Source organism: Protaetiibacter mangrovi, assembly GCF_024752305.1.
GTDB lineage: Bacteria > Actinomycetota > Actinomycetes > Actinomycetales > Microbacteriaceae > Homoserinibacter > Homoserinibacter mangrovi.
On sequence record NZ_JANTHX010000007.1, the window covers coordinates 433,065 to 459,579 of the forward strand.

Consider the following 26,515-nt stretch of genomic DNA (forward strand, 5'->3'; position numbering starts at 1 on the left):
GTCAGTCGAGCTCCTGGGTGACCTGCGGGTAGAAGCGCTGGAAGGCCTCCGCCCGGGTGTCCTTCGGCAGGCCCAGGTTCGGTCCGCTGTTGCGCTCGGCCTGCACGCCGCGGCGCTTGCCGAGGTCGGTGTAATAGGGCACGAGGTGGGCCTGCGCGACGAGCGCGTCCATGGCGGCGACCTTGGTGTCCCAGACGGACGTGATGTCGAGCAGCACGTCGGGGATGAAGCCGCAGACCTCGGGCTGATGCGGCTCGAAGGCGAAGACCGGGGGCGCGCCGATGACGTCACCCACGCCGACTACGCCCGGGGCCTGCGCGAGCACGCGCGCCGCGAGCGCGATCTCGCCCGCCTTCGGGTGGTCCATGTTGTAGGGGTCCCGCTCGCCGTGGGTGAGCACGACCGCCGGCTGCACCTCACGGTAGAGCGCGATCAGACGCTCCATGAGCTCGTCGCTCTCGCGCAGCGGGTAGTCGCCCGCGTCGAAGAAGTGCACCTCGGCGCCGAGGGCGTCGGCGGCCGTCTGACCCTCGTCGCGACGGATCTGCTTGATCTCGTCGAGGCTCTTGCCCGCCCGCCAGGCGGCGGCCGACTCGCCGCGCTCGCCGAAGCTGAGGCAGGCGATGACGGCGCGCTGTCCGCGGGAGACCGCGAGGGCGATGGCCCCGCCCGCCCGCCAGACGAAGTCGCCGGGGTGTGCCGTCACGACGAGGAGCGGCGATTGATCCGACATTGGACCTCCCAGAAGATGGTGCTGTCACTATACATTCGGCGGCAATATTGTCAACAATCTTGCTGACGACACAAGTCGGGTCCGGATGCGCTGCGCCGCGAGTGATCGCTGGTGCAGAATCGGACGACACCTCGGCGACACAGAACAGGCCCACCGTGAGCGATCTCGACGAGGTGCGCACCCAGCTGCGCACCGCCATTCTGCGGGGAAGCTATGCCCCGCGTCAGCGCCTCATCGAGACGGAGCTGGCCGAGCAGTACGGCGCGAGCCGCTTCGTGATCCGCAACGCCCTCATCCAGCTCGCGGCCGACGGGCTCGTCGAGCTGCAACCCAACCGCGGCGCCCGAGTGCGGGAGATCTCGGTGGCCGAGGCCGTGGAGATCACCGAGATCCGCCAAGCGGTCGAGGGCCTCGTCGCGCGACGTGCGGCCGAGCTCGTCACCGACCAGCAGATCGCGGAGCTGCGCGAACTCGGGGCGCGGATGGAGGCGGCCGTCGCCCAGGGCGAACTGCTGCGCTACTCGGAGCTCAACGGCGTCCTCCACTCACGCGTGCGGGAGATCGCCGGTCACGCGACCGCGTCGCGGATCATCGAGCAGCTCAACGGCCAGATGGTGCGGCATCAGTTCCAGCTGTCGCTGCTGCCGGGTCGCCCCACGGTGTCGCTTCCGGAGCACCTCGCCATCGTCGACGCCGTGTGCGCGCGCGATCCGGAGGGGGCGGAACGCGCGATGCGCGCCCACGTCGGCAGCGTCGTCGGCACGCTCGCCACCCTGGACACCTCCGGCCACCTGGCCAAATAAGATTGTCAACAATTTCGTTGACGGTATTGACAGCGAACCTGGCGACGACGTAGCGTCCCGGTCAACGCGGGGATCGCACCGACCCCGCGCGTCCGCCCTCATCACAATGGAGTGACATGTCCACGAAGCGCATGTTCGGCGTCGCCGCGTTCGGCGCGGCCGCCATCCTGGCACTGACCGGCTGCACCGACTCGGGAGCTCCCGCTCCCGCCGAGTCCGGCGACGCCTCCGGGGAGCTCATCCCGATCACCGTCGGCGTCATCCCGATCGCCGACACCGCACCGCTCTACCTGGCCCAGTCGGAGGGCTTCTTCGCCGACGCCGGCCTCGACGTCACGATCGAGACCGCCGCCGGCGGTGCCGCGATCGTTCCCGCCGTCGTCGCGGGCGACTACCAGTTCGGCTTCAGCAACACGCTGAGTCTCATGGTCGCCCAGTCGAAGGACATCGACGTGAAGATGGTCTCCGCCGCCGTGGCCACCACGGGCGACACCTCGAGCGACTTCGGCGCCATCGTCGTGAAGGGCGACTCGCCCATCCAGACGGCAGCCGACCTCTCCGGCAAGACGGTGTCGAGCAACACGCTCGGCAACATCAACGACACGGTCACGCGATCCGTCGTCGACGCCGCGGGCGGAGACGGTGCGAGCGTAAACATCGTCGAGGTCGCCTTCCCGGACGCGGTCGCCGCGGTCGAGAACGGCCAGGTCGACGCCGCCTTCGTGGTCGAGCCCTTCGTGTCGGCAGCGCTCGCCGCGGGCGACCGCGTCGTGAGCTACGCCTACGCGGACTTCGACCCGTCGCTCGACATCGCGGCCTACTTCGCCCTCGGCAGCTACGTGAGCGACAACCCCGACATCGTGGAGAAGTTCCAGACCGCGATGTCGCAGGCCCTCGAGTTCGCCCAGAAGAACCCGGATGCCGTGCGCGACATCATCGGCACCTACACCAAGACGGACGACGCGACGCGCGCCAAGATCGTGCTCCCGATGTTCCCGGTGGAGATCAACGAGGCGGCGCAGAAGAAGCTCGCCGAGGCCGCCGTGACATACGGCGCCCTGTCCGCCGAGCCGGACTGGGACAGCCTGCTGCCGTAACCGGCATCCGCACCATCAGATCCACCTGAACCCGAGAAGGCAAGGAACGACATGACGACGACGGCGTTCGGACGGCGCAGATCGCATCGGCCGAACGCCGTCGTCAACATGGCTCTCGGACTCGCGGGCATCGCCGGGCTGTTGCTCGTCTGGGAGCTCGTGACCCGCACCGGGATCATCGACCCGCGGTTCCTCCCCCCGGCGAGCGAGGTGCTCGTGCGTTTCGCCTCGATGCTCCGCGACCTGCAGTTCTGGCGCGAGGTCGGCGAGACCATGACGAGCTGGGCGATCGGTCTCGCCATCGCGGTCGTCGCCGGCACCATCGCCGGGTTCGCGATCGGCTCGAGCCGATTCCTGGAACGAGCCACCCGCTCGACCATCGAGTTCCTCCGTCCCATCCCCTCGGTGGCGCTCATCCCGCTCGCGGTGCTGCTGTTCGGCACCAAGATGCAGTCGTCGCTGCTGCTCATCGTCTACGCGTCGTTCTGGCAGGTGCTCATCCAGGTGATCTACGGCACCCTCGACGTCGATCCGGTCGCGAACGAGACCGCCCGCAGCTACCGCCTCGGACGGCTGCAGCGCATCCGCCACGTCGTCTGGCCGACCACCCTCCCGTACCTCATCACGGGCATCCGGCTCGCCGCCTCGGTGGCCCTGATCCTCGCCATCACCGCGGAGCTCATCATCGGAACCCCCGGACTCGGCAAGGCGATCTCCGACTCGCAGTCCGGGGGCGACGTCGTCGGCGTCTACGCCTACATCCTCGCGACCGGCCTCATCGGGGTGCTCGTCAACCTGGTCGCCCGCCTCGTCGAGCGCCGCACCCTCGCCTGGCACACCTCGATCCGATCGGAGCTCGCGCTGTGAAGCTCCTCAAGGATGCCGCGTACACGCTCGGCCTGCCCGTCCTGCTGATCCTGCTGTGGTGGATCGGCACCCTCGGCGGCAGCAACTTCTACGTGCCGACCCCGGCGCAGCTTGCCCAGACCTTCGTCGACACCTGGTTCAGCCCCCGGCTCTGGGAGGACATCCTGCCGAGTCTCGGCCGGCTGTTCGCGGGGCTCGCGGCGGCGATCGTGTTCGGCGTCGGCATCGGCGTGTTCATCGGGTCGTTCCGCACCGTGCGCCGCGTGCTCGAACCGCTGCTCGAGTTCTTCCGCGCGGTGCCGCCGCCCGTGCTCGTGCCGCTGTTCATGCTGATCTTCGGCCTCAACGACCAGATGCGCGTCTTCGTGATCGCGTTCGGCTCGGTCTGGCCCATCCTGCTCAACACGATCGAGGGTGTGCGCGGCACCGACGAGGTGATGCGCGACACCGCGAGCAGCTACCGGATCACCCGGGTGCAGCGCCTCGCCTACCTGATCGTGCCCGCCGCGGGCCCCAAGATCCTCACCGGGGTGCGTCAGTCGCTCTCGATCGCGCTCATCCTCATGGTGATCTCCGAGATGTTCGGCTCGTCGTCGGGCCTCGGCTTCCTGATCTCCTACTTCCAGCGGAGCTTCGCGATCCCCGAGATGTGGAGCGGCATCCTGCTGCTCGGCCTCATCGGCTTCGCGCTCTCCGTCGTCTTCCGCCTCATCGAGCGGCGCATCCTGCGCTGGTACCACGGACTGAGAGAGGTTCAACGTGAAGGTTGATCCCATGACCCCCGAACCCTCCGGCGCGGCGGCACGACCCCTGCTGGTCGTGGAGCACCTCAAGAAGGTGTACCCGACGGCGACGGGCGGCGTCGAGGCCGTCCGCGACCTGCACTTCTCGGTTCCCGAAGGCCAGCTGGTGTGCATCGTCGGCCCCTCCGGCGCCGGCAAGACCACGCTGCTCAAGTGCATCGCCGGACTGCTGCCGATCACCTCGGGACGCATCGAGCTGCTCGGCGAGGCGATCACCGCGCCGCCGAAGGCGATGGCCGTCGTGTTCCAGGAGTACGGCCGCAGCCTCTTCCCGTGGATGAGCGTCGAGGCCAACGTCGAGCTGCCGCTCAAGAGCGCGGGCGTCTCGAAGCCCGAACGGCGGGCGGCAGCGGCGGACGCGCTGCACGCGGTCGGCCTCGACGACGCCGGAGGCAAGTACCCGTGGCAGCTCTCCGGCGGGATGCAGCAGCGCGTCGCCATCGCACGAGCGCTCGCCTACAAGCCGAAGGTGCTCATCATGGACGAGCCCTTCGCCGCGGTCGACGCGCAGACCCGCGCCGACCTCGAGGACCTCATCCGCGTCATCTGGAAGCAGCTCGGCGTGACGATCCTGTTCGTCACGCACGACATCGACGAGTCGGTGTACCTGGGCGAGCGCGTCGTGGTGCTGTCGAACTCGCCGACCGTCGTGCAGGACGACGTGGTGATCGACCTGCCCGCCGAACGCGACCAGCTCACGACCCGTTCGCATCCGCAGTTCGCGGCGTTGCGCAGCCACATCTACGAGCAGATCCAGCGCGCCAAGCACAACCGGGGCACCGAGACGGCGTCGACGCCGACGGTGCTGCGGCGACACTGAGCCGACGACCATGCGCCACCCGAAGCGCTTCCCGTTCGTCGCCGCAGCCGCCGTCGCCGCGTTCGCGCTGACCGGGTGCGCCGTCCAAGGCTCCGACGCCGGCGCGCGTTCCACACGCGCGTGCATCGTCCTGCCCGACACCACGTCGTCGCCGCGCTGGGAGGGGAGCGATCGTCCCGCGCTCGAACGGGCGGTGAAGGATGCCGGCTTCCAGGTGGTCTCGGACAACGCGGAGGGCGACTCCTCGGCGTTCCTCCGTATCGCGTCCGAGATGATCGACGGCGGATGCGGCGTGATGATCCTGGCCGACGTGGGCGGCGCCGCCGCACAGGTGGCGATCGACGCGCACGCGCGCGGGATCCCCGTGGTCGCCTACGACCGCCCGTTCACCGGCGCCGACTTCCTCGTCTCGTTCGACTACGAGCGCATCGGCGCCCTGCAGGGGCAGTCGATCCTCGACGGCCTCTCGGCCGCCGGCGTCGACCCGGGTCTCGCCGTGGTGGACTTCGTCGGAGGCGACGACGACGATCCGACCGCCGCCCTCACCCGGCAGGGCGCCGTCGGGGTGCTCGCGGCCGCCGGCGTCTCGCCGAGTGCGGACCTGCCTGCGGCCTGGGATGCGGCGAAGGCCGCCGAGACCGTCGGTACCTCGCTCGACCTGCTCGGTCGGGTGGACGCGATCTGGGCGGCCAACGACACCAACGCTGCCGGTGCCATCCAGGCCCTCGATGCGCGCGGCATGCGCGCGATCGTCACCGGGCAGGACGCGACCCTCGCCGGTCTGCGCAGCGTGCTGCTCGGCACGCAGGCGTCGACCGTGCTGAAGCCCTACTCGGCCGAGGCGAAGACGGCCGCCCAGGTCGCGGTGACGATCCTCTTCGGGGAGACGCCCGAGTCCGACGGCGAGCTCGACGACGGAACGCCGTACGTCTACGTCCACGCGAGCCTCATCACCCCGGAGCGGGTGTCCGAGGCGATCGATGCGGGCGCCGCCTCCCTCGCCGACGTGTGCGCGGGCATCGAGGACGCCTGCTCGCGCTACCACGTCGCGTAGCCGGATCGCTCAGCTCACGCGATAGGCCACGTAGCGCACCCGGTCTGCGTCGCGGGCCGCGGAGGCGACGAACACGGCGTGTTCGAGCGGCGCGAGCTCGGGCGCCGAGGTCTCGAGGGTGAGCACGGTGCGGAAGTAGTACGCGGACGCGTCGACCGGGTCGCCGCGCAGCAGCGTCTCGAGCACCTCCGGGCTGCCACTGCGCAACCCGCGGGAGTGCACGAGCACGAACGCCCCCGCGTCGGTGCGCACCGTGTAGCGCGCGTCGACGTCGACCGCACCGTCGGCGCGCAGCACCTGCCAGTCGGCACCGCCTGGCAGGATCCGGCCGGTGAGTTCTCCACGCACCTCGCCGCCCGTGATCGGGACCACCCGGCGATGGCCGACCCGGGTGAGGCCGTGATCCTCGAGCGGGCCGAGCTCGGCCACCACCTCGAAGGCGGGGGTGAGCTGCGGGACCGGTAGACCGCTCATCGCGACCAGACGGGCAGGGCGATGCGGCATCCGTCGGGGCCGTGGGCGAGCACCTGGTCGGCGACCACCGTGGTCGCGGCATCGAAGGCCGCCTCGCCGGTGCCCGGGTTGCGTGCGTAGCGCGGGTGGGCGCCCGAGCTGATCTGGATGCCCACGCGATGCCCCGGCAGGAAACGGTGGAAGGTGGGCCAGAGCGCCACCTCGACCTCGCGGGAGCCGTCGGCGTCGGGGGCGGGGTCGGTCGCGGCGGTGCCGACCGAGCCGATGCGGCGGATGCCGTCGCACACCGTCATGACGCGCCCGTCGGGGTGCACGTCGGTGATGCGCACGAACACGTCGAAGCTCGGGGCGCTGGAGCGGACCCGGATGCGCGCGACCGGCTCCCCCGCCACGTCGAGCGGCGCGGCCAGCTCCTCGGAGCGGAACGCGACGACGTCGTCGCGCGTCTCGTGCGCGGCGTTGTCGGTCGGCAGCGTCTTCGGCTCGAGGCTCGGCCCGCCCACCGCGGGCGTCGGGTGCACGGGGTCGTAGGTGTAGCTCGTGGATCCGGATGCCGCGGTGTCGGTCGAGAGCGCGCCGTGCTCGTGCAGGAACCACTCGGTGGGCGCAGACCCCGCCGGCGGCCAGCTCGCCAGGTCGTGCCACTCCTCGGCGCCCGTCTGGAAGGCGCGGACGGGAGCGGGACGGTCCCACGCCCGTCCGAGGAACGTCTCGCGCAGGAAGGCGAGCGTGTCCCGATGCGCGGGCACGGCGCGACCGGGGCTCACGTGCCCCCACGGCCCGATCGTGATGCGGGGCGGGTTGCCGGCCGCCGCCAGGCGCGCGTAGTTGCGCAGCTGCCACGGCAGGAAGATGTCGTACCAACCGGTGACCATGAGCACGGGCGCGGTCACGTCGGCGACCGACTCGGTGTGCGACTGCTGCGTCCAGTACTCGTCGGTGAGCTTCTCGTGGCGCACCCAGTCCTGGTACCAGTGCACGGTCTCGCCGGAGGCGGCGGCGTCGCCGGCGCTGAGCGGCAGCACGTCGAACGCCTTCGCCAGCTTCGGGTCGGGCAGCAGCATGCCGAGCAGCGCCGCCCCGCCCTGGCGCATCCGCACCATCATCCGCGTCCACCCGAGCGCGTTGCGCAGCGAGAACGCGCCGTTGTCCCAGGTGATCGCGCCGAAGTCCGGCATCGTGATCTGCATGATGTAGGCCTCGGGTGCTTCGTCGGGGTGTTCCCGTTGCATGCGTCCCGCGATGGCCCACTGGGTGTAGCCCATGTAGCTCTCGCCGGTCATCGCGAGGTGCCCGGTGAACCACGGCTGGCTGCGCACCCAGCGCACGGTCGCGATCCCGTCGCGCTGCTCGTCGACCTGGGGCGTGAAGACCCCCTGCGACCCCCAGGTGCCGCGCGAGCTGACGAACAGCACGGGGAACCCCTCGTAGGCGAGCACCCGCGCCATGCCGCCGAGGGGGCCACTGCGTCCGTAGGGCCCGCGGATCAGGATGGTGGGAAGCGTCGGGTCGGCCCCGTCCGGCGCGTAGAGGTCGCCCAGCAACTCCACCCCGTCGTCCATGGGGATGCGGAGGTCTTTGTGGACCGTGAGCTCGTGGGGTCCGAGCGCGACGCCGCGGCGGGAGCGGCGGTCGAGGGCACGGGTGATGCGCTGGGACAGGGTGGGCATGCGGTCTCCTCGTCGAGTCCGTTGATTGTCAGGTTTCCTGACTATACAGCCGATAGCGCTCCCGCAAGACGTGCTTCTGAACCTTGCCGCTCGCGGTCCGCGGCAGCTCGTCGACGATCTCCAAAGTGCGCGGCGTCTTGTAGCGTGCGAGCCGCGTCGACAGCTGCGCGACGAGCTCCTCGGGGTCGAGGGTCGCCCCCGCGGCGAGCGTCACCACCGCGTGCGGCACCTCGCCCCAGCGCTCGTGCGGCACCCCGATGACGGCGACGCCGGTGACGCCGGGGATGGCGGCGATCGCGAGCTCCACCTCCGAGGAGTAGATGTTCTCGCCCCCCGAGATGATCATGTCCTTCACGCGGTCCGAGATGGAGAGGAAGCCCGCCTCGTCGACGCTCCCGATGTCGCCCGTGCGCAGCCAACCGTCGTCGGTGAACGCGTCGCGGGTCGAGGCGTCGTCGTCCCAGTAGCCGGCGAACACGTTCGGCCCGCGCACCTCGATCTCGCCGGGATCCCCCGGTCGCGCCGGCACCCCCTCCGTGCCCCGGATGCGGAACCGCGTGAAGAAGTGGGCGAGCCCCGCCGAACCCGCGCGCGACACCGAATGCTGCGGCGGCAGCATCGTCACCCCGGGCGCGCTCTCGGTCATGCCGTAGCCGCCCGAGAAGTGCAGCCCCCGCGCCTCGTAGGCCTCGCGCACCCGCGCCGGCACGGGCGACCCGCCGCACGTCATGAGCCGCAGCGAGGAGAGGTCGGCGGTCGCCCACTCGGGCGCCTCCACCATGAGCTGGAAGGTCGTGGGCACCCCGCTGATGCTCGTCGCGCGCTCGCGCTCGATCGTGCGCAGCGCATCCCCCGGCACGAAACGCTCCTCGAGCAGCAGGGTGGCGCCCTTCGCGAGCACGGGGAGGCACCCCATTCCGAGCGAGGCGACGTGGAACAGGGGGGACACCATGAGCGCGCGGTCGGTGCTCACCACGTCGTAGTCGGCGAGCACGTTGAGCGCGTTCCAGGTGAGATTGCCGTGGGTGAGCACCGCCCCCTTCGGGCGCCCCGTGGTGCCGGAGGTGTAGATGATCATCGCCGGGTCGTCGAGCACGACCTCCGGGCGGGCGCGTGCATCCGGGGCGCCCGCGAGCAGCGCGTCGAAGCGCTCGACGGCGGCGTCGATCGTGACCGGGTCGTCGGGGTGGTTCTCGACGACCACGATGCGCGGGATGCCGAGCTCGGCGGCGGCCGCCGCGGCCTCCGGCTCGAGGGGCGAGGTGTTGACGAGCAGCCGCGACCCGGACTGGCCGAGCATGTAGGCGAGCTCGCGCACCGCGAGGCGCGTGTTGAGCGGCACGAAGATCGCGCCGAGCAGCGCGGACGCGAACAGCAGCTCGACGAACGACGGGTGATTGTTGCCGAGGTAGGCGACGCGGTCGCCCGCACGGATGCCGCGGGCGGCGAGCGCATCCGCGATCCGATCCACGCGGTCCGCGAGCTCGCGATAGCTCGTGCCCTCACCCCGGAACACGATCGCGGGGTGGTCGGCCGACGTCCGGGCGCGCCGACGCAGCCATCCGCCGATGCCGTCCGGGATCATCCTCGACTCCCTCCGCCCCTCCGGGCCCGTTCGCAGGCTACTTCGCGAGGTAGTCGCGCTCGATGAACTCGATCACGACGGCCGGGCGCTCGGCGCCCTCGATCTCGATGATGCCGCTCACGTGCAACTGCACACCGCCGGCGATCTGCTCCACCCGGGCGAGCGTCGCGACGAGCCGCACCCGCGCGCCGACCTTCACCGGCGAGGTGAAGCGCACCTTGTCGAGGCCGTAGTTGACCTTGGTCTCGACGCCGTCGAGCGCGAAGATCTCACCCCACAGCGGGATGAACAGCGACAGCGTGAGGAAGCCGTGGGCGATGGGCGCGCCGAACGGGCCGGTGGCGGCGCGCTCGGGGTCGACGTGGATCCACTGGTGGTCGTCGGTCGCGTCGGCGAAGGTGTCGATGCGCTCCTGGGTGACCTCGCGCCATCCGGAGGCTCCCAACTCGGTTCCGACGAGCGCGTCGAGGTCGGCGAGGGTCGCGGTGCGGGTCATGAGGGGTCCTTGGGGGTCAGGCCGAGCACGCGCACGGCGTTGGCGAGGAGGATGCGGGGGCGCACCTCGTCGGGGATGTCGAGGGCCGCGAAGTCGGCGAGCCAGCGCTCTGGGGTCAGCAGCGGGAAGTCGGAGCCGAACAGCACCTTGCTCTTCAGGAAGGTGGCGGCGGCGCGCACCAGCTGCGGCGGGAAGTACTTCGGGCTCCACCCCGAGAGGTCGATCGCGACGTTGGCCTTGTGGGTCGCGATCGAGATCGCCTCGTCCTGCCAGGGCACCGAGGGGTGAGCCATGATGACCTGCAGCCCGGGGTGGTCGGCGGCGATGTCGTCGAGCAGCATCGGGTTCGAGTAGCGCAGCCGGAAGCCGCCCCCGCCCGGGGTGCCCGCGCCGATGCCGGTCTGGCCGGTGTGCACGATCGCCGGTACGCCGAGCTGCTCGACGGCCGCCCACAGCGGCCGGAACTCGTCGGCGCTCGGGTCGAAGCCCTGCACGGTCGGGTGCAGCTTCACCCCGCGGGCGCCGTGGTCGACCACGAGCTCGCGCAGCGCGTCGACCGCCCGCTCGCCGTCGCGGGGGTCGACCGAGGCGAACGGGATGAGCACGTCCGCGTGGTCGGCGGCCCCCCGGATGACGTCGAGGCTCGGAATGGGCGCGTGCCCGAGTTGGGTGTGCGCGTCGAGCGAGAACACCACCGCCGCCATCCGGCGTTCGCGGTAGTACGCGGCGATGCTGCCGAGGTCGGGGTTCACGCCGTCGGTCTTGAAGTACCGGCTCGCCGCCTCGGCGAGCGCGGGCGGCAACGAGGCGTGCCCGTCGTCGCCGACCTCGACGTGCACGTGCACGTCGATCGCCTCGATCGCGTCGAGGTCGAGCGCGGGTTCGTAGCGGGTCACGCCTGCTCCGGCTGGAATTCGGCGGGCAGCGGCGGGAAGTCCTCGCCGACCGACTGCGCGTTCTCGCGCAGCACCGGGGCGAGCTCGGATGCGATCGCCGCGGCGCTCCAGCCGCCGTCGCGGAACTCGCTCAGCACCGGCTCGGGGTGGGTCCACAGCTGGATCCGGTCGCCACCGGCTCCGATCACCTGGCCGGTGATGCCGGCCGCCTCGTCCGAGGCGAGGAAGGCCACCAGCCCGGCCACGTCGTCCGCGGTGCCGAAGCCCAGGTCCTTGCGGTAGAAATCGGGCATCGGCTGCCCGGCGTCCTCGGCGGCGATCGCGGCGGCGAAGTACGGCACGGTGCGGGTCATGGCGGTCGCGGCGACCGGGATGACGGCGTTCACGCCGATGCCGGCGCGCGACATCTCGAGCGCCCACGTGCGCACCATGCCGACGATGCCGGCCTTGGCCGCGGCGTAGTTCGTCTGCCCGAAGTTGCCGCGTTGGCCGGTCGGCGAGCCGATCGCGATGATGCGACCGGCGACGCCGTGCTCCTTGAAGTGGGCGTAGGCCTCGCGCACGCACGTGAAGGTGCCGCGCAGGTGCACGCGCACGACGGCGTCGAAGTCGTCGTCGGTCATCTTGAGAAGGCTCTTGTCGCGCAGCAGGCCCGCGTTGGTGACCAGGATGTCGAGTCCGCCGAAGGTCTCCACCGCGGTGCGCACCAGCTGCTGAGCGGTCTCGGTCTCGCCGACCGGCGCGACGACGGCGACCGCGCGGCCACCGTCTGACTCGATCGCGGCGACGGCCTCGGCCGCGGCGTCCGGGTCGACGTCGTTGACGACGACGGCGGCACCGTGTCGGGCGAGTTCGCGGGCGTAGGAGAGCCCGAGACCCCGGCCGCTTCCGGTGACGATGGCTGTCTTGCCCGCGAGGGTCGGCTGCTCGGATGCGGTCATCGATCTCTCCTTCGGCTGCGCGGCGATGCGCACCGGCCCAGCTTGCCAGATCATCAGGTTTCCTGTCCATTCCGCGGTAACCTGGTGACCCCTAGGCTGGGCTGACAGCCGCGGAAGGAGCCCGGGTGACGCAGGACGATCAGGCCACACTGCTGTATCTCGTCAAGCAGGTCGAGCTCGCGGTGCGCGCCCGACTCGACGGCGTCGTCGCCGCGGAAGGGCTCACCACCATCCAGTACACCGCGCTCACGGTGCTCGAGCGGCATCCCGACCTGACGAGCGCGGCACTCGCCCGGCATTCCTTCGTGCGGGCGCAGACGATGGGAGAGCTCGTCGCCGCGCTCGACGCCCGTGGCCTCATCGAGCGGCACCCCGACCCGCGCTCGCGGCGGCAGAACCTCATCCGCCTCACGGCCGACGGGCGCCGCGTGCTCGAGGCACTGCGCGAACCGGTCGCACAGCTCGAGCAGCGGATGACGGCGCAGACCTCCGCCTCGCGCGTCGCGACCGCGCGCGCGGCGCTCGAGGCGTGGCGCGACGCGTTGAGCGCACCCGACGACTGACCCGCGGCTGCTCAATCCCCGTGGGAGGTGGGCAGCGGCCAGCCCGTGTAGGCCTCGGCGAGATAGGTGCGGCCCGCCGCCGAGTCGACGACGGTGCGCAGTTCGCCGAGCTGGCGCAGTCGGTCGAAATCGCTCGACTGGGGCGCGAGGTGCAGCATGCTCGTCATCCACCAGGAGAACTGCTGCGCCTTCCAGATGCGGTCGAGGGCCTGCGCGGCGTAGCCGTCGACGAGCCGCGCATCACCCTCGAGCAGCAGCGCGCGCAGCGCGCGGGCGAGCAGCACGACGTCGGCGATCGCCAGGTTCATGCCCTTGGCTCCCGTCGGCGGCACGGTGTGTGCGGCGTCGCCGACGAGGGCGGCACGTCCGTTCCGCAGCTCGTGGGCCACGAAGCTGCGGAAGCGCAGCACGTCGCGCTGGAAGATCGGGCCCTCGTGGAGGGTGGTGCCCGGCACGCGGGACTGCAGGGTGTCCCAGATCTCGGCCTCCGACAGCGCGTCCGGGTCGGCCTCCGGGTCGCACTGGAAGTACATGCGCTGCACCTCGGGGCTCCGCTGGCTGACCAGCGCGAAGCCGTTCTCGGAGTTCGAGTAGATGAGCTCGTCGGCGCTCGGCGGCGCCTCGCAGAGGATGCCGAACCAGGCGAACGGGTACTCGCGGAAGTAGCCGCCGGTCTGCGAACCGGTGACGGCGGCACGCACGACGCTGCGCGATCCGTCCGCGCCGACCACGAAGTCGGCGTCGACCACGAGCTGCTCGCCCCCGGCGTCGACCGCGACGACGCGCGGCCGGTCGGTGTCGACGCCCTCGACGTGGTCGGCGGTCGTCTCGAAGCGGATGTCCTGCCCGGCACCGAGCCGCAGCGCCAGCAGGTCGATCAGCACCTCGTGCTGCGGGTACAGCCAGACGCTGCGGCCGACGAGCGCCGCGAAGTCGATGCGGTGCCCCTCCCCCGCGAACCGCAGCTCGACGCCGTCGTGGCGGTGCCCCACGGTGTCGACACGGGTGCCCGGGTCGAGGGCGCGCAGCAGCTCGACGGTGCCCTGCTCGAGGATGCCCGCGCGGATCGTGGTCTCGATCTGCTCGCGGGTGCGGGAGTCGAGGATCACCGAGTCGATGCCGGCGTCGGCCAGCAGCTGCGAGAGCACGAGGCCGGCGGGACCGGCGCCGACGATGGCGACGCGGGTGCGGAGGGTGTCGGACATGGGCGTCTCCTTCGACGTCGGGACGCGACATTGTGCGCAGGGGAGACGGGGATGCGCGGGGCGATTCCCGATGAACGGGGATCTAGGTGGTCGAGGAGCGACGCCGGCGCTCAGTGGCGGTAGCCGAGGGAGCGCTCGATGTCGCGCGCAGCACGGTGCAGCTCGACGATCGCGAACTCCGGCTGGGCGTCGCGGGGCAGCACCACCGAGAGCGCCGCGATCACCCGCCCCGTCTCATCCCGGATCGGCACGGCGATCCCGGTCGCCACCTCCTCGATGAACCCCGGGGCGACCGCGTGGCCGAGCGTGCGGATCTCGGCGAGCTTGCGCCGAACGGCGGCCGGGTCGGTGAGGGTCGCCGCGGTGAGCGGATGCAGCGGGGCCGCGAGCACGCGTTCCTGCAGTTCGCGGTCGCCGAAGGCGAGCAGCACCAGGCCCGAACTGGAGGCGTGCAGCGGCAGCCGGCCCGCGATCCGGGTGACGTTGGAGCCGCTGGCGGGGCTGCTGAGGCGTTCGAGGAAGAGCGCCTCGTCCTGTTCGAGGATGGCGAGCTGGGTGTGCTCGCGCACGCGCGACTGCACGCGCTCCATGAACGGCAGCGCCGCCTGCCGGAGACGCAGCGCCCGGGAGGAGCGGGTGGCCAGCTCCCACAGGCGCATGCCGATGCGCACCCGGCGGTCCTCGTCGCGCTCGAGCAGACCGGCCTCGACGAGCTCGCCGACGATGCGGTGCGCCGAGGAGCTCGGCAACCCCGCCCGTCGCCCGATCTCCGCCGTCGTCTGCACGGTGCGGGTGGGGGTGAAGGTCTCGAGCACGCGCACGAGCCGGTCGGTCACCGAGTCGCCGGAGGTCGAGTTCGCCACGGGCCCAGGATGCCACAGCGGCATCCGATTCCCATTCAGCGGGAACGATCTCGCGGGGACGGAGGCCAGGGCCGACGATGGAGCGACCGCATCCGTGTGGCGTCGAAGGGGACCCATGACCGACATCGCCGCAGCGCCCGAGAGCCTGCTCGCCGCGCCCGACCAGGCGTCGCAGCGCGAGATCACGCGGGAGATCACCGAGCTGCACGCCGCCTACCGCACGCGGGAAGGCGCGGGCGAGACGCTGCACGCCACGATGCACGACTTCCCGCCGTACCGCTCCAGCATCCTGCGCCACCCCACCAAGAATCCGAAGCTCGTCGACCCCGAGACGATCGAGCTGTTCTCGCCCGCCTTCGGCCAGCGCGACGTCGCGAAGATCGAGTCCGACCTGACGCTGCAGCACGCCGGCGAACCGCTCGGCGAGCGCATCACCGTGCGCGGGCGGCTGCTCGACTCCTGGGGTCGCCCGCTCGCGAATCAGCTCGTCGAGATCTGGCAGGCGAACTCGGCCGGCCGCTACATCCACCAACGCGACCAGCATCCGGCGCCCCTCGACCCCAACTTCACGGGCGCGGGCCGCACGGTCACCGACGACGCGGGCGAGTACCTCTTCACGACCATCAAGCCCGGGCCCTACCCGTGGAAGAACCACGTCAACGCCTGGCGGCCCGCCCACATCCACTTCTCGGTGTTCGGCACCTCGTTCACGCAGCGGCTCGTCACCCAGATGTACTTCCCCGGCGACCCGCTGTTCGCGCTCGATCCCATCTACCAGTCGATCCACCGCCAGACGGACCGCGACAACCTGGTGAGCGCCTACGACCACGACCTGACGGTGCCCGAGTTCTCGATGGGCTACCGCTTCGACATCGTCGTCGACGGCCCGGATGCCACCTGGACCGAGGGCGAGGAGGAGCACTGATGGGCGCGCCGCGGAAGACCCACGCCCCCTCGGCCGGCCAGACGGTCGGCCCGTTCTTCGCCTTCGGGCTCGCGTACCCGAAGATGCACGAGGTGGTGTTCCCGCACTCCGCAGGCGCCATCGTGCTCGGCGGCACGGTGTTCGACGGGGCGGGAGCGCCGATCCCGGATGCGATCGTCGAGATCTGGGGTGCGGATGCCGACGGCTCGGTTGCCCGGGCACGCGGGGCGCGGCGCCGCGACGACCACAGCTTCACCGGCTTCGGGCGCGCGATGACCGACGACGAGGGGCACTACGAGTTCTGGACCCGCGAACCCGGCCCGAGCGGGTCGGGTGCGGCGCCGTTCTTCGCCGCTGTCGTGTTCGCGCGCGGGCTGCCCGACAAGCTGCACACCCGCATCTACCTCCCCTCGGATGCGGCAGTGCTCGACGCGGACCCGCTGCTCGCGTCCCTCGACGCCGACGAGCGCGCTACCCTCGTCGCGACACGCACGCCCGATGGCGGACTGCACCACGACATCCGATTGCAGGGCGAGAAGGAGACGGTCTTCCTTGCCTTCTGACCCCTTCGACGTCGGGTTGCTGAGCCCCGTCACCGCGGGACACGACGCCGCCGTCTCGGACGACGCGGTCGTCGACGCGCTCGTCGTAGCCGAGGTCGCGCTCGTGCGCGCACTCGCCTCGCTCGGCGCGGTAGACGGCACCGTCGCCGACGCCGTCGCGGACGCCCTCCGCGGCTACGGCGTGGACGCAGCCGAGCTCGCGGCCGCCGCGCCGGGTGGCGGCAACCCCGTGATCCCGCTCGTCGGCCTGCTGCGGGCGCGGGTGCCCGCCGACGCGCGCGCGTGGGTGCACCGCGGCGCCACCAGCCAGGACGTGCTCGACACGGCGCTCATGCTCGGCGCTCATGCTCGTCGCCCGGGACGCCGCGGATGCCGTGCTCGGGCAGCTGCGCGCGACCGCCGAGGCACTGACGGTCGGCGCTCGGACGCATCGCGACGTGGTCGCCGCGGCCCGCACCCTCACCCAGCACGCGGTCCCCACCACGGTGGGGGCGCGGCTCGCCGGCTGGGTGCGCGGCGTCGACCGCGCGGCCGTCCGGCTCGAGGCGGCACGCGACGCGCTGCCGGCCCAGCTCGGCGGTGCGGCGGGCACGCTCGCGGCATCCGTCGACGAGTTCGGCGTCGGGTTCGCGGCGGCGCTTCCCGCCGCCTACGCCGCCGAGCTCGGGCTGGCCGCCCCGGATGCCCCCTGGCACACCGCACGCTGGCCGATCACCGAGCTCGGCGATGCGCTCGTGCAGGCGCTCGACGCGCTCGGCGTGATCGCCGCCGACGTCGCGACGCTGTCGCGGCCCGAGATCGGCGAGCTCGCCGAGGGCTCGGGGGGCGGGTCGTCGGCGATGCCGCAGAAGGCGAACCCCGCCGAGTCGGTGCTCATCCGCTCGGCCGCCCTGCGTGCTCCGCAGCTCGGCGCCACCCTGCACCTGGCGGCGGCGACCGCCGTCGACGAGCGCCCCGACGGCGCCTGGCACGCCGAGTGGCCGACGCTGCGCGAACTGCTGCGGCTCGCGCTCGGTGCCTCCGCCCACGCCGCCCACCTGGCGGCCGAGCTGCGGCTCGACCCCGCGGCGGTGCGGCGCAACCTCGAGCTGTCGGGCGGGCGCATCCTCGCCGAGCGTCTCGCGCGCGTGCTGGTGCCCCGCATCGGCGCCGAGCGCTTCGCCGAGCTGCTGACCGGCGATGCACCGCTCGCCGACCGCATCCGGGAGCTGCCCGAGGCGGCCGACCTCGACGTCGAGGGCCTGCTCGACCCCGCGGGCTACACGGGTCTGGCGCCCGGTTTCGTCGACGAGCTCGGGGGCGACTCGTGACCGTGCCCGCGATCGCCCTCACCGCCCCGGCCGGGCCGGACGACGCCCCGCTGCTCGTGCTCGGCCCCTCGCTCGGCACCTCGACGATCCTCTGGGAGGACGCCGTACCGGCTCTCGCCGAGCGCTATCGCGTCGTGGCCTGGGATCTGCCCGGCCACGGCACCGCCCCCGCCGCCCGCGCTCCGTTCACGGTCGCCGAGCTCGCGGATGCGGTGGCCGCTGCCGTGCCGGACGCGCAGTTCCTCTACGCGGGCGTCTCGCTCGGCGGGGCCACCGGTCTCGAGCTGCTGCTGCGGCATCCGGACCGGGTACGAGCCGCGGCGATCCTCGCCTCGGGGGCGCAGATCGGCGACCCGACCGCATGGCACGAGCGCGCCGCGCAGGTGCGCGCCCAGAGCACCTCGAGCGTCATCGTCGGCTCCGCCCAGCGCTGGTTCGCCGACGGCTCGATGGCCCGCCGACCCGAGCTGACCGGGCGCCTACTGCACGCCCTGCAGGACGCCGACGACGAGAGTTATGCACTGTGCTGCGAAGCGCTCGCCGGCTACGACGTGCGGCCGGCGCTCGGACGCATCCACGCCCCGGTGCTCGCGCTCTGGGGCAGACACGACCGGGTCGCCCCCGAGGCGAAGGCCGAGGAGGTCGCGGCGGGCGTCGCCGACGGCCGCGCGGTCGTCGTGGAGGACGCCGCCCACCTGCCCCCGGCCGAGCAACCGGAGGCCACCGCCCGCGCGCTGCGCGACTTCTTCGATCCCCGCACGGAAGGAACGGCCCGATGACACGACCCGACGGCGAGGGGCTGAGCGACGCCGAGCGCTACGCGCAGGGCATGACGGTGCGTCGCGCCGTGCTGTCGGATGCGCACGTCGACCGCTCGATCGCGAACACCTCCGAGCTCACCGCCGACTGGCAGGACTTCATCACGCGCGTCGCCTGGGGCGACGTGTGGTCGCGGCCGGGGCTCGACCGGCGCTCGCGCTCAGTCGCCGTGCTCAGCTCGCTCATCGCCCACGGCCACCACGAGGAGCTCGCGATGCACCTGCGCGCGGCGATCCGCAACGGCCTCACCGTCGATGAGATCCGCGAGGTGATCCTGCAGTCGGCCATCTACTCCGGCGTGCCCGCGGCGAACTCCGCGTTCCGGATCGCCTCCGAGGTGCTCGGCGAGACCCCCGAGGAGCCCGCGTGATCGACAAGACCGTCGCGACCGTCGCGGATGCGGTGGCCGGCATCCCGGACGGCGCGACCGTCATGATCGGCGGCTTCGGCCGCGCAGGGCAGCCCGTCGAGCTCATCGACGCCCTCATCGCGGGCGGGGCCGGTGACCTCACGATCGTCAGCAACAACGCCGGCAACGGCGACACCGGGCTCGCCGCGCTGCTCGCCGCCCGGCGGGTGCGGCGCATCATCTGCTCGTTCCCGCGCCAGCACGACTCCTGGGTGTTCGACGGCCTCTACCGGGCGGGCGAGATCGAGCTCGAGCTCGTGCCGCAGGGCAACCTGGCCGAACGCATCCGGGCCGCCGGCGCCGGCATCGGCGCCTTCTTCTCGCCCACCGGGGTGGGCACCGAGCTCGCCGCAGGCAAGGAGGAGCGGGTGATCGAGGGGCGCCGCTACGTGCTCGAATACCCGATCCGCGCCGACGTGGCGCTCGTCTCGGCGCTCAGAGCCGACCGCTGGGGCAACCTCGTCTACCGCGAGACGGCCCGCAACTTCGGCCCCGTCATGGCGTCCGCCGCGACGACGACGATCGTGCAGGTCGACGAGGTGGTGCCGCTCGGCGCGCTCGACCCGGAGACGGTCGTGACGCCCGGGCTCTACGTCGACCGCGTCGTCGCGGTCGGCTCGCGCCCGTGGCTCGACGGTGGGGAGTTCGTCGGCGGCGTGGACGTCGAGGGGCGCCCGCTCGAGACCCCGGAGGCCGCGCGATGACCACCCGCATCGGGCGCGACGAGCTCGCGCGTCGGATCGCCGCCGACATCCCCGACGGCTCGTACGTCAACCTCGGCATCGGCGCGCCGACGCTCGTCGCCGAGTACCTGCCCGCGGACCAGGAGATCATCCTGCACACCGAGAACGGGCTGCTCGGGATGGGTCCGGCTCCGGCCGCCGGGTCGGTCGACCCCGACCTCATCAACGCGGGCAAGCAGGCAGTCACGGCGTTGCCAGGCGCCGCCTACTTCCACCACGCCGACTCGTTCGCGATGATGCGCGGCGGGCACCTCGACGTGTGCGTGCTCGGGGCGTTCCAGGTGAGCGAGACGGGCGACCTCGCCAACTGGTCGACGGGGGCGCCCGGCGCGATCCCCGCGGTCGGCGGCGCGATGGACCTCGCGATCGGCGCGAAGGCGGTCTACGTGATGACCGACCTGCTCACCAAGGAGGGCACCTCGAAGCTCGTGACGGCCTGCGACTACCCGCTCACCGGCGTGCGCTGCGTCTCGCGGGTCTACACCGACCACGCCGTGTTCGACATCACCGACGACGGGTTCGCGGTGCGCGAGACCTTCGGCGACACCACCGTCGACGAACTCGAGCGGCTCACCGGGCTGCACCTCGTCGACGCGACCCGGGAGGGATGACATGGCCGCCACCGTGATCTACGACGCCGTGCGCACACCGTTCGGCCGCGCGGGCGGAGCGCTCGCCGGGGTGCGGCCCGACGACCTCGCCGCGGTCGTGATGCGGGCCACCGTCGACCGGACGGGCCTCGACCCCGCGCGCATCGACGACGTGATCTTCGGCGACGCCAACCAGGCGGGCGAGGACAACCGCGACGTCGCGCGCTTCGGCGCGCTGCTCGCGGGCTTCCCGACGAGCGTTCCGGGTGTCACGGTCAACCGGCTGTGCGGCTCGTCGGTCGAGGCGGTCATCCAGGGCTCCCGCGCGATCGAGGCCGGCGACGCCGACCTCGTGCTCGCGGGCGGCGTGGAGTCGATGAGCCGAGGCCCGTTCATCGTCGAGAAGTCGCCGAAGCCGTTCCCGGCATCCGGCAACCCGACGATGTGGAACAGCTCCATCGGCTGGCGGATGGTCAACCCGGCGTTCCCGAAACCGTGGACGATCTCGAACGGCGAGTCGGCGCAGAAGCTCGCCGACATCTACGGGATCACGCGTGAGCAGCAGGACGCGTTCGCACTGCGCAGCCACCACCTGGCCGCCGCGGCGTGGGCCGAGGGGGTCTTCGCCGACGAGATCGTGCAGGTGCCGGGGGTCGAACTGCCCCGCGACGAGGGCATCCGCGACGACACCACCCTCGAGAAGCTCGGCAGTCTGAAGCCGCTGTTCGCCGCGGACGGCAGCGTCACGGCGGGCAACTCGTCCCCCATCAACGACGGCGCCTCGGCGGTGCTGCTCGGCCGGGAGGGGGCGCTCGACGCCGAGCCGCTCGCCCGAATCACAGGCCGCGGCGTTTTCGGGAACGACCCGGATGTGTTCGGCGTCGCGCCGGTCGAGGCGGCGAACCGCGCCCTCGCGCGCGCCGGCCGCAGCTGGGCCGATGTCGATGTGGTCGAGCTCAACGAGGCCTTCGCCTCGCAGAGCCTCGCCTGCCTGAGGCTCTGGACCGAACTCGACCCCGAGCGCGTCAACGTGCACGGCGGCGCGATCGCGATCGGCCACCCGCTCGGGGCCTCCGGCGGACGCATCATCGCCCGCGCCGCCTACGCGCTCGCCCGCCGCGGGGGCGGGGTCGCGGTCGCCGCCATCTGCATCGGCGTCGGACAGGGCCTCGCGGTCGTGCTCGAGCGCTGAGCCTCAGCGCGTGAGGAGGAGCGCCTCGCCCTGACCGCCCCCGCCGCACAGCGCGACGGCTGCGGTGCCGCCGCCACGGCGCACCAGCTCGTGCACCGCGTGCACGACGAGCCGGTTGCCGCTCGCGCCGACGGGGTGGCCGAGCGCGATCGCTCCGCCGTGGATGTTCACGACGTCGTCGGCGAGACCCAGCTCGGCCTGCGAGCGCACGACCACGGCGGCGAACGCCTCGTTGATCTCGACGAGGTCGAGGTCGGCCGGGGTGATGCCCGCTCGGGCGCAGGCCTGCTCGATGGCGCGCGCCGGCTGGGCGTGCAGAGAGTTGTCGGGGCCGGCGACCTGGCCGACGGCGCCGAGCGTCGCCAGCACGTCCCACCCCTCGGATGCCGCGCGGGCGCGCGTGGTGAGCACGACGGCGGAGGCGCCGTCCGAGATCTGCGAGGAGTTGCCCGCCGTGATGGTGCCGCCCTCGGCGAAGGCGGGCCGGAGTCCGGCCAGCCGCTCCTCGCTCGTGTCGGGACGCACCCCCTCGTCGGCGGTGACGACGACCGGGTCGCCCGTGCGCTGCGGGATCTCGATCGACACGAGTTCGGCGTCGAAGACCCCGTCGCGCTGCGCCGCGGCCGCCCGGCGGTGCGAACGGGCGGCGACCGCGTCCTGCGCCTCGCGGGTGATGCCGAGCTCCGGATTGCGGCGCTCCGTCGAGGCGCCCATGCTCTCGTGGTCGTAGACGTCGGTCAGGCCGTCGTGGGCGAGATGGTCGAGCACCTCGACGCTGCCGTACGACCAGCCCGCGCGGGAGCCCATCAGCAGGTGCGGCGCGCGGGTCATCGACTCCATGCCCGCGGCGACGACGACCTCGGCATCGCCCGCGCGGATCATCCGCGCGCCGTCGATGACGGCGGTGAGCCCCGAGAGGCAGACCTTGTTGATCGAGCCGGCGTGCACGTGCCAGCCGAGACCGGCGCCGAGCGCCGCCTGGCGGGCGGGGTTCTGCCCGACGCCCGCGGCGAGCACCTGCCCGACGAGCACGGCATCGACCGTCGATGCGGCGACGCCGCCCTTCTCGAGGGCGCCGCGGATCGCCGCCGACCCGAGCTGCACGGAGCTGCGCGAGCCGAGCGCACCCGAGAGGCGCCCCTGCGGGGTGCGGGCCGCCGCGACGACGACCACGTCGGTGTCGGCGCTCATCGGACCGGCTCCACGAGCGCTGCCGACACCGCGAGAGGAGGCTCGGTGGCCGCGATCACCTCGTCGACGCTCACCCCCGGCGCCGTCTCGACGAGCACGAGGCCGTCGGCGGTGACGTCGATGACGGCGAGGTCGGTGATGATCCGGTCGACGACGCCGCGGCCGGTCAGCGGCAGCGAGCAGGCGTCGACGATCTTCGCGCTGCCGTCCTTGGCGACGTGCTCCATGAGCACGATGACGCGTGCGGCACCGTGCACGAGGTCCATCGCGCCGCCCGGACCCTTCACCATCTTCCCGGGGATCATCCAGTTGGCGAGGTCGCCGGTGGCCGACACCTGCATGGCGCCGAGGATCGCGGCATCGATCTTGCCGCCGCGGATCATGCCGAAGCTCGTCGCCGAGTCGAAGAACGCCGAACCGGGCAGCACCGTGACGGTCTCCTTGCCGGCGTTGATGAGGTCGGGGTCGACCGCGTCCTCCGTGGGGTACGGGCCGACGCCGAGGATGCCGTTCTCCGACTGCAGCACGACGGTCACGTCGTCGGGCACGAAGTTCGGCACCAGGGTCGGCAGGCCGATGCCGAGGTTCACGTAGGAGCCGTCGGCCAGCTCGCGCGCCGCGCGGGCGGCCATCTCGTCACGGGTGAGCGCCATCGCTCAGCTCCTCTCCGCCGCGGCGACCGTGCGTCGCTCGATGCGCTTCTCGATGTCGGTGCCCACCTCGACCACGCGGTGCACGAAGACGCCGGGCAGGTGGATGTCGTCGGGGTCGAGCTCGCCCGGTTCGACGAGCTGCTCGACCTGGGCGATGCAGACGCGCCCGGCCATGGCGGCGAGCGGGTTGAAGTTGCGCGCCGACTTGGTGAAGACGAGGTTGCCGTGACGGTCGCCGCGGGCGGCGTGTACGAGCGCGAAGTCGGTCGTGATGGCCTCCTCGAGCACGAACTCGCGCTCGACACCGCCCACCTCGAAGGTGCGCACGTCCTTCGCGGGCGACGCGACCGCGACGCCCCCCTGCCCGTCGTAGCGGCGCGGCAGGCCGCCCTCGGCCACCTGGGTGCCGACGCCGGTCTGCGTGTAGAAGGCCGCGATCCCGGAGCCCCCGGCGCGCAGCTTCTCGGCGAGGGTGCCCTGCGGGGTGAGTTCGAGCTCCAGCTCGCCGGAGAGGAACTGGCGCTCGAACTCCTTGTTCTCGCCAACGTACGACGAGGTCATCTTGCGGATGCGCTGGGCGCGCAGCAGGATCCCGAGCCCCCAGTCGTCGACGCCGCAGTTGTTCGACACGATCGAGAGGTCGCGGGTGCCCTGGGCGAGCAGCGCCTCGATGAGGGCGATCGGGTTGCCGGAGAGTCCGAAGCCCCCCACCGCGAGCGAGGCTCCGTCCGGGATGTCGGCCACGGCCTCCGCCGCGCTCGCGATCCGTTTGTCGATCATCGTCGATCCTCCCCGTCGGCTCCGTCGCTGGTGCAGCCATCCTGCGCCGCGCGTCGTGCGGGGCGAAGCGGGGCCTTGCCATGTGGAATCGGATGCGCGTAGCGTCCACATCGTGGACATTCAGCCCGACCCCGTGTCCACATCGACGACGCCCGGCGGCACCCAGTCGGTCGGCCGAGCCGCGACCCTGCTCAAGCTCGTGGCCCGCGCGGCGGAGCCGGGAGCTCGCGTCTCGGACCTCGCGGAACGCGCGGGGCTCACCCGCCCGACCGCGCATCGGCTGCTCACGGCGCTGCGCCGGGAGGGGCTCGTCGACCGCGACGAGGAGACCGGGCTGTGGGTGCCCGGCCCCGAGCTCTACCTCATGGGCACCGCCGCCGCCGCACGCTACGACGTCGCCGACCTCGCGCGCGACGTCGTGCGCTCGCTCGCCGCGGTCACCGAGGAGAGCGCCTTCCTCTCGGTGCGCCAGGGCGACGAGACCGTGTGCCTGGTGCGCGAGGACGGGAGCTTCCCCATCCGCTCGTTCGTGCTCTCGGAGGGCGTGCGCTTCCCGCTCGGCGTCGCGTCCGCGGGGCTCGCGATCCTCTCCTTTCTGCCGCCCGACGAGATCGACGCCTACCTGGCGCGCCATCCGGAGCTCCCCGCGCGCTGGGGCGAGCAGCACGGCGGGCGCCGCCTGCGCGCGCGCCTGGATGAAACCCGCAAGCAGGGTTACGCCCTCAACCCGGGGCTCATCGTCGAGGGCAGCTTCGGGCTCGGGGCGGCCGTGTTCACCCGCGGCGGACACCCGCAGTGGGCGCTGAGCCTCACGGGCGTGCAGTTCCGCTTCACGCCCGAGCGCGTCGAGAAGCTCGGGCGCATCCTGCTCTCCCACGCCCACCAGCTGACCGCGCGCATCGCGGCGGGCGGGCGCGGCGCCTGGCGCTGAGCGCGACACGGCAGGATGGAGGTGTGACCTCGACCCCCGCCGCACGCCCCCGCATCCTGCTGCTCATCGGGATCGGCGTGCTGACCGGCTTCGTGTCGGGGCTTTTCGGCGTCGGCGGCGGCATCGTGATCGTGCCCGCGCTGGTCACCGCATTCCGGATGGATCAGCGCCGCGCGGCGGCCACCTCGCTCATCGCCCTGCTGCCGATCTCGATCGCGGGCACCGTCACCTACGCCCTCAGCGGTCAGGTGCACCTGCTCGCGGCACTGCTGCTCGCGGCCGGCAGCGTCATCGGCTCGCCGATCGGCGTGCGGCTGCTGCACCGCATCCCGGATCGGGTGCTGCCGTGGATCTTCGTCGGCTTCATCGGCGTCGTGATCGTCTCGCTGCTGCTGTCGCCGCCGAGCCGCGAGGGCGCGATCGAGATCACCTGGCTGTCGGGGGCGGCGCTCGTCGGCATCGGACTGCTCGCCGGCATCCTCTCCGGACTCGTCGGGGTCGGCGGGGGCGTCGTCGCCGTGCCCGGGCTCGAGGTCGTCGTGGGTGCGGGCGACCTGCTCGCGCGCGGCACCTCGCTCGCGATGATGATCCCGACGACGGTCGTCGGCATCCTCTCGCACCGCAAGCACCTCGACGTCGACCTGCGCTCCGGGTTCATCCTCGGCGGCGCGGCCGTCGTCGTGACCCCGCTCGGCTCGCTCGTGGCGCACCTGCTCGACGCGGTCGTCGGCTCGATCCTGTTCGCGGCGTTCCTCGTGGCGGTGAGCGTCGTGGTGGTGCTGCGGGGTCGCCCCCGCCGCGGCTGACGTACGCTCGCTGCATGTCCCTCGCCGCCGCCGCGGAGCCCGCCTCCGGTTCGGCGATCGTGCCATTCATCGTCATCGCGCTGCTCGGCGTGATCGCGGTCGCGGGCATCCTCGTCTCGCGGTCGCGGCGCCGGCGCGCGGCGGCCGCCGACCCCGCGCGGCCCGCCGAACCCGAGGTGCTGTGGGGGCTGCACGTGCCCGGCACCCCGGTGCAGCGGATGGGGCGGTCGTTCGCGGTCGGCTTCGCGGCCCTCGACCCCGAGGAGACCTCGCGCGTCGTGCGGTCGACCGACGGCGGCGCGAACTGGTACGTCGTGCCCCGCGAGAAGTGGGCCTCCTCGGACGAATAGCCCGCGATCAGGCGGGCAGGATCCGCACCGTCGTCGGCGCGGCCGACGCGCCGGTGATCGCCCCGACCGGCCCCGGCCCGTAGCGGTCGTACTTCGCGTGCATCGCCGCGTCGATCGCGACGTGGTCGGCATCCGGCGCAGGAACGAAGACGACCGCGAACTCCTCGCCGCCCACGCGGATGCGGCCGCGCCCGGTGGCGAGGGCGCGGCGGTACCAGCCGCCCTCGGGGCCGCGGGCGGAGCGCGCGACGAGCGCGCCCTCGACGGCGACCGCCCAGATGGTGACGAGCGGGCCGGGTGCGCCGTCCCTTCGGTCGGGCGCCACGCGGATCTCGTCGTGCCGGCCGAGGTCGGCGAGCTGCTGCGGGGTCCAGCTGGTCATG

At 72.4% G+C, this 26,515-nt stretch carries 31 protein-coding genes; 18 read left to right on the forward strand and 13 right to left on the reverse strand.

Annotated features, from left to right (window positions below):
- Nucleotide 1: 1 nt before the first annotated feature.
- Nucleotides 2-733, reverse strand: coding sequence for a PIG-L deacetylase family protein (locus tag NUH29_RS09750; RefSeq protein ID WP_258798910.1), 732 nt, complete (start codon nucleotides 731-733; stop codon nucleotides 2-4).
- A gap of 155 nt (nucleotides 734-888) precedes the next feature.
- Here NUH29_RS09750 and NUH29_RS09755 point away from each other — a divergent pair, with 155 nt between their 5' ends.
- The 6 genes from NUH29_RS09755 (at nucleotide 889) to NUH29_RS09780 (ending at nucleotide 6,177) form a co-directional block, all read left to right on the forward strand.
- Complete coding sequence (locus NUH29_RS09755; protein ID WP_258798911.1) at nucleotides 889-1,536, forward strand: GntR family transcriptional regulator; 648 nt, start codon at nucleotides 889-891, stop codon at nucleotides 1,534-1,536.
- 116 nt (nucleotides 1,537-1,652) lie between these two features.
- Nucleotides 1,653-2,633 carry an ABC transporter substrate-binding protein gene (locus NUH29_RS09760; protein WP_258798912.1) on the forward strand — a complete coding sequence of 327 codons (981 nt, stop codon included), beginning with the start codon at nucleotides 1,653-1,655 and terminating at the stop codon, nucleotides 2,631-2,633.
- A gap of 51 nt (nucleotides 2,634-2,684) precedes the next feature.
- Complete coding sequence (locus NUH29_RS09765) at nucleotides 2,685-3,500, forward strand: ABC transporter permease (RefSeq protein WP_308445763.1); 816 nt, start codon at nucleotides 2,685-2,687, stop codon at nucleotides 3,498-3,500.
- Entirely contained in the window at nucleotides 3,497-4,270 is a 774-nt protein-coding gene (locus NUH29_RS09770; protein ID WP_258798913.1) for an ABC transporter permease, read from the forward strand. Before NUH29_RS09765 ends, NUH29_RS09770 begins: the two co-directional genes overlap by 4 nt.
- Before the next feature lie 4 nt (nucleotides 4,271-4,274).
- A complete protein-coding gene (locus tag NUH29_RS09775) occupies nucleotides 4,275-5,123 on the forward strand; it encodes an ABC transporter ATP-binding protein (RefSeq protein WP_258798915.1) in 849 nt (282 codons plus the stop codon).
- Nucleotides 5,124-5,133: 10 nt separating this feature from the next.
- The gene (locus NUH29_RS09780; protein WP_258798916.1) at nucleotides 5,134-6,177 is read left to right on the forward strand and encodes a substrate-binding domain-containing protein; all 1,044 of its coding nucleotides are present in this window, start codon (nucleotides 5,134-5,136) and stop codon (nucleotides 6,175-6,177) included.
- Nucleotides 6,178-6,186: 9 nt separating this feature from the next.
- Here NUH29_RS09780 and NUH29_RS09785 read toward each other — a convergent pair whose 3' ends face one another.
- The 6 genes from NUH29_RS09785 to NUH29_RS09810 are packed head-to-tail and all read right to left on the reverse strand — an operon-like array spanning nucleotide 6,187 to nucleotide 12,239.
- Entirely contained in the window at nucleotides 6,187-6,651 is a 465-nt protein-coding gene (locus NUH29_RS09785; protein ID WP_258798917.1) for a DUF3237 domain-containing protein, read from the reverse strand.
- Nucleotides 6,648-8,321 carry a CocE/NonD family hydrolase gene (locus NUH29_RS09790; protein WP_258798919.1) on the reverse strand — a complete coding sequence of 558 codons (1,674 nt, stop codon included), beginning with the start codon at nucleotides 8,319-8,321 and terminating at the stop codon, nucleotides 6,648-6,650. The genes NUH29_RS09785 and NUH29_RS09790 overlap by 4 nt, the downstream gene beginning before the upstream one ends.
- Nucleotides 8,322-8,349: 28 nt before the next feature.
- Nucleotides 8,350-9,906, reverse strand: coding sequence for an acyl-CoA synthetase (locus NUH29_RS09795; protein WP_258798920.1), 1,557 nt, complete (start codon nucleotides 9,904-9,906; stop codon nucleotides 8,350-8,352).
- Between the two features lie 37 nt (nucleotides 9,907-9,943).
- The gene (locus tag NUH29_RS09800; RefSeq protein WP_258798921.1) at nucleotides 9,944-10,402 is read right to left on the reverse strand and encodes a MaoC family dehydratase; all 459 of its coding nucleotides are present in this window, start codon (nucleotides 10,400-10,402) and stop codon (nucleotides 9,944-9,946) included.
- Nucleotides 10,399-11,298 (reverse strand): amidohydrolase family protein, encoded by a 900-nt coding sequence (locus NUH29_RS09805; RefSeq protein WP_258798922.1) that lies wholly within the window; start codon nucleotides 11,296-11,298, stop codon nucleotides 10,399-10,401. Before NUH29_RS09805 ends, NUH29_RS09800 begins: the two co-directional genes overlap by 4 nt.
- Entirely contained in the window at nucleotides 11,295-12,239 is a 945-nt protein-coding gene (locus NUH29_RS09810; RefSeq protein WP_258798923.1) for an SDR family NAD(P)-dependent oxidoreductase, read from the reverse strand. The genes NUH29_RS09805 and NUH29_RS09810 overlap by 4 nt, the downstream gene beginning before the upstream one ends.
- A 125-nt stretch (nucleotides 12,240-12,364) precedes the next feature.
- On the opposite strand from NUH29_RS09810, the gene NUH29_RS09815 reads away from it, so the two are divergent.
- The gene (locus NUH29_RS09815; RefSeq protein WP_258798924.1) at nucleotides 12,365-12,802 is read left to right on the forward strand and encodes a MarR family winged helix-turn-helix transcriptional regulator; all 438 of its coding nucleotides are present in this window, start codon (nucleotides 12,365-12,367) and stop codon (nucleotides 12,800-12,802) included.
- An 11-nt stretch (nucleotides 12,803-12,813) separates the two neighbouring features.
- Here the strand turns inward: NUH29_RS09815 and NUH29_RS09820 are convergent, their stop codons facing one another.
- Together NUH29_RS09820 and NUH29_RS09825 are read right to left on the reverse strand one after the other, a co-directional pair.
- Nucleotides 12,814-14,007 carry a 4-hydroxybenzoate 3-monooxygenase gene (locus tag NUH29_RS09820; RefSeq protein WP_258798925.1) on the reverse strand — a complete coding sequence of 398 codons (1,194 nt, stop codon included), beginning with the start codon at nucleotides 14,005-14,007 and terminating at the stop codon, nucleotides 12,814-12,816.
- Nucleotides 14,008-14,117: 110 nt separating this feature from the next.
- Nucleotides 14,118-14,870 carry an IclR family transcriptional regulator gene (locus NUH29_RS09825; RefSeq protein ID WP_258798926.1) on the reverse strand — a complete coding sequence of 251 codons (753 nt, stop codon included), beginning with the start codon at nucleotides 14,868-14,870 and terminating at the stop codon, nucleotides 14,118-14,120.
- Nucleotides 14,871-14,985: 115 nt separating this feature from the next.
- On the opposite strand from NUH29_RS09825, the gene pcaH reads away from it, so the two are divergent.
- From pcaH to NUH29_RS09865, 8 genes are all read left to right on the forward strand, one after another.
- Complete coding sequence (gene pcaH, locus NUH29_RS09830; protein WP_258798927.1) at nucleotides 14,986-15,795, forward strand: protocatechuate 3,4-dioxygenase subunit beta; 810 nt, start codon at nucleotides 14,986-14,988, stop codon at nucleotides 15,793-15,795.
- Nucleotides 15,795-16,358 (forward strand): protocatechuate 3,4-dioxygenase subunit alpha, encoded by a 564-nt coding sequence (gene pcaG, locus NUH29_RS09835; RefSeq protein ID WP_258798928.1) that lies wholly within the window; start codon nucleotides 15,795-15,797, stop codon nucleotides 16,356-16,358. The genes pcaH and pcaG overlap by 1 nt, the downstream gene beginning before the upstream one ends.
- A 344-nt stretch (nucleotides 16,359-16,702) precedes the next feature.
- Entirely contained in the window at nucleotides 16,703-17,668 is a 966-nt protein-coding gene (locus tag NUH29_RS09840) for a lyase family protein (RefSeq protein WP_258798929.1), read from the forward strand.
- Nucleotides 17,665-18,447, forward strand: a complete 783-nt coding sequence (locus NUH29_RS09845; protein WP_258798930.1) for an alpha/beta fold hydrolase — start codon at nucleotides 17,665-17,667, stop codon at nucleotides 18,445-18,447. The genes NUH29_RS09840 and NUH29_RS09845 overlap by 4 nt, the downstream gene beginning before the upstream one ends.
- Nucleotides 18,444-18,857, forward strand: coding sequence for a 4-carboxymuconolactone decarboxylase (gene pcaC / locus NUH29_RS09850; RefSeq protein ID WP_258798932.1), 414 nt, complete (start codon nucleotides 18,444-18,446; stop codon nucleotides 18,855-18,857). Before NUH29_RS09845 ends, pcaC begins: the two co-directional genes overlap by 4 nt.
- Nucleotides 18,854-19,600 (forward strand): 3-oxoacid CoA-transferase subunit A, encoded by a 747-nt coding sequence (locus NUH29_RS09855; RefSeq protein ID WP_258798934.1) that lies wholly within the window; start codon nucleotides 18,854-18,856, stop codon nucleotides 19,598-19,600. The genes pcaC and NUH29_RS09855 overlap by 4 nt, the downstream gene beginning before the upstream one ends.
- On the forward strand, nucleotides 19,597-20,250 hold the full coding sequence (locus NUH29_RS09860; RefSeq protein ID WP_258798935.1) for a 3-oxoacid CoA-transferase subunit B: 654 nt from the start codon (nucleotides 19,597-19,599) through the stop codon (nucleotides 20,248-20,250). The genes NUH29_RS09855 and NUH29_RS09860 overlap by 4 nt, the downstream gene beginning before the upstream one ends.
- A 1-nt stretch (nucleotide 20,251) precedes the next feature.
- Nucleotides 20,252-21,421 carry a thiolase family protein gene (locus NUH29_RS09865; RefSeq protein WP_258798936.1) on the forward strand — a complete coding sequence of 390 codons (1,170 nt, stop codon included), beginning with the start codon at nucleotides 20,252-20,254 and terminating at the stop codon, nucleotides 21,419-21,421.
- 3 nt (nucleotides 21,422-21,424) lie between these two features.
- Here the strand turns inward: NUH29_RS09865 and NUH29_RS09870 are convergent, their stop codons facing one another.
- From NUH29_RS09870 to NUH29_RS09880, 3 genes are read right to left on the reverse strand one after another with little or no spacing between them, the layout of a single operon-like run.
- Complete coding sequence (locus NUH29_RS09870) at nucleotides 21,425-22,612, reverse strand: acetyl-CoA C-acetyltransferase (protein WP_258798937.1); 1,188 nt, start codon at nucleotides 22,610-22,612, stop codon at nucleotides 21,425-21,427.
- Nucleotides 22,609-23,265, reverse strand: a complete 657-nt coding sequence (locus tag NUH29_RS09875) for a CoA transferase subunit B (RefSeq protein ID WP_258798938.1) — start codon at nucleotides 23,263-23,265, stop codon at nucleotides 22,609-22,611. Before NUH29_RS09875 ends, NUH29_RS09870 begins: the two co-directional genes overlap by 4 nt.
- 3 nt (nucleotides 23,266-23,268) lie before the next feature.
- On the reverse strand, nucleotides 23,269-24,045 hold the full coding sequence (locus NUH29_RS09880; RefSeq protein WP_258798939.1) for a CoA transferase subunit A: 777 nt from the start codon (nucleotides 24,043-24,045) through the stop codon (nucleotides 23,269-23,271).
- Between the two features lie 112 nt (nucleotides 24,046-24,157).
- On the opposite strand from NUH29_RS09880, the gene NUH29_RS09885 reads away from it, so the two are divergent.
- The 3 genes from NUH29_RS09885 to NUH29_RS09895 are packed head-to-tail and all read left to right on the forward strand — an operon-like array spanning nucleotide 24,158 to nucleotide 26,132.
- Nucleotides 24,158-24,976: an IclR family transcriptional regulator gene (locus NUH29_RS09885; protein ID WP_258798940.1), complete on the forward strand. Its 819-nt coding sequence runs from the start codon at nucleotides 24,158-24,160 to the stop codon at nucleotides 24,974-24,976.
- Nucleotides 24,977-24,999: 23 nt separating this feature from the next.
- Complete coding sequence (locus NUH29_RS09890) at nucleotides 25,000-25,782, forward strand: sulfite exporter TauE/SafE family protein (RefSeq protein WP_258798941.1); 783 nt, start codon at nucleotides 25,000-25,002, stop codon at nucleotides 25,780-25,782.
- Between the two features lie 14 nt (nucleotides 25,783-25,796).
- On the forward strand, nucleotides 25,797-26,132 hold the full coding sequence (locus NUH29_RS09895; protein WP_258798942.1) for a DUF4185 domain-containing protein: 336 nt from the start codon (nucleotides 25,797-25,799) through the stop codon (nucleotides 26,130-26,132).
- A 7-nt stretch (nucleotides 26,133-26,139) separates the two neighbouring features.
- Here the strand turns inward: NUH29_RS09895 and NUH29_RS09900 are convergent, their stop codons facing one another.
- Entirely contained in the window at nucleotides 26,140-26,514 is a 375-nt protein-coding gene (locus NUH29_RS09900; RefSeq protein ID WP_258798943.1) for a DUF2255 family protein, read from the reverse strand.
- Nucleotide 26,515 lies beyond the last annotated feature (1 nt).

What these genes read in the sequence shown, in the direction of transcription:
- NUH29_RS09750 (WP_258798910.1), bottom strand. Translation starts at nt 733, where the DNA reads ATGTCGGATCAATCGCCGCTCCTCGTCGTGACGGCACACCCCGGCGAC.
- NUH29_RS09760 (WP_258798912.1), top strand. Translation starts at nt 1,653, where the DNA reads ATGTCCACGAAGCGCATGTTCGGCGTCGCCGCGTTCGGCGCGGCCGCC.
- NUH29_RS09765 (WP_308445763.1), top strand. Translation starts at nt 2,685, where the DNA reads ATGACGACGACGGCGTTCGGACGGCGCAGATCGCATCGGCCGAACGCC.
- NUH29_RS09775 (WP_258798915.1), top strand. Translation starts at nt 4,275, where the DNA reads ATGACCCCCGAACCCTCCGGCGCGGCGGCACGACCCCTGCTGGTCGTG.
- NUH29_RS09780 (WP_258798916.1), top strand. Translation starts at nt 5,134, where the DNA reads ATGCGCCACCCGAAGCGCTTCCCGTTCGTCGCCGCAGCCGCCGTCGCC.
- NUH29_RS09785 (WP_258798917.1), bottom strand. Translation starts at nt 6,651, where the DNA reads ATGAGCGGTCTACCGGTCCCGCAGCTCACCCCCGCCTTCGAGGTGGTG.
- NUH29_RS09790 (WP_258798919.1), bottom strand. Translation starts at nt 8,321, where the DNA reads ATGCCCACCCTGTCCCAGCGCATCACCCGTGCCCTCGACCGCCGCTCC.
- NUH29_RS09795 (WP_258798920.1), bottom strand. Translation starts at nt 9,906, where the DNA reads ATGATCCCGGACGGCATCGGCGGATGGCTGCGTCGGCGCGCCCGGACG.
- NUH29_RS09800 (WP_258798921.1), bottom strand. Translation starts at nt 10,402, where the DNA reads ATGACCCGCACCGCGACCCTCGCCGACCTCGACGCGCTCGTCGGAACC.
- NUH29_RS09810 (WP_258798923.1), bottom strand. Translation starts at nt 12,239, where the DNA reads ATGACCGCATCCGAGCAGCCGACCCTCGCGGGCAAGACAGCCATCGTC.
- NUH29_RS09820 (WP_258798925.1), bottom strand. Translation starts at nt 14,007, where the DNA reads ATGTCCGACACCCTCCGCACCCGCGTCGCCATCGTCGGCGCCGGTCCC.
- pcaH (WP_258798927.1), top strand. Translation starts at nt 14,986, where the DNA reads ATGACCGACATCGCCGCAGCGCCCGAGAGCCTGCTCGCCGCGCCCGAC.
- pcaG (WP_258798928.1), top strand. Translation starts at nt 15,795, where the DNA reads ATGGGCGCGCCGCGGAAGACCCACGCCCCCTCGGCCGGCCAGACGGTC.
- NUH29_RS09840 (WP_258798929.1), top strand. Translation starts at nt 16,703, where the DNA reads ATGCTCGTCGCCCGGGACGCCGCGGATGCCGTGCTCGGGCAGCTGCGC.
- pcaC (WP_258798932.1), top strand. Translation starts at nt 18,444, where the DNA reads ATGACACGACCCGACGGCGAGGGGCTGAGCGACGCCGAGCGCTACGCG.
- NUH29_RS09860 (WP_258798935.1), top strand. Translation starts at nt 19,597, where the DNA reads ATGACCACCCGCATCGGGCGCGACGAGCTCGCGCGTCGGATCGCCGCC.
- NUH29_RS09865 (WP_258798936.1), top strand. Translation starts at nt 20,252, where the DNA reads ATGGCCGCCACCGTGATCTACGACGCCGTGCGCACACCGTTCGGCCGC.
- NUH29_RS09870 (WP_258798937.1), bottom strand. Translation starts at nt 22,612, where the DNA reads ATGAGCGCCGACACCGACGTGGTCGTCGTCGCGGCGGCCCGCACCCCG.
- NUH29_RS09875 (WP_258798938.1), bottom strand. Translation starts at nt 23,265, where the DNA reads ATGGCGCTCACCCGTGACGAGATGGCCGCCCGCGCGGCGCGCGAGCTG.
- NUH29_RS09880 (WP_258798939.1), bottom strand. Translation starts at nt 24,045, where the DNA reads ATGATCGACAAACGGATCGCGAGCGCGGCGGAGGCCGTGGCCGACATC.
- NUH29_RS09895 (WP_258798942.1), top strand. Translation starts at nt 25,797, where the DNA reads ATGTCCCTCGCCGCCGCCGCGGAGCCCGCCTCCGGTTCGGCGATCGTG.
- NUH29_RS09900 (WP_258798943.1), bottom strand. Translation starts at nt 26,514, where the DNA reads ATGACCAGCTGGACCCCGCAGCAGCTCGCCGACCTCGGCCGGCACGAC.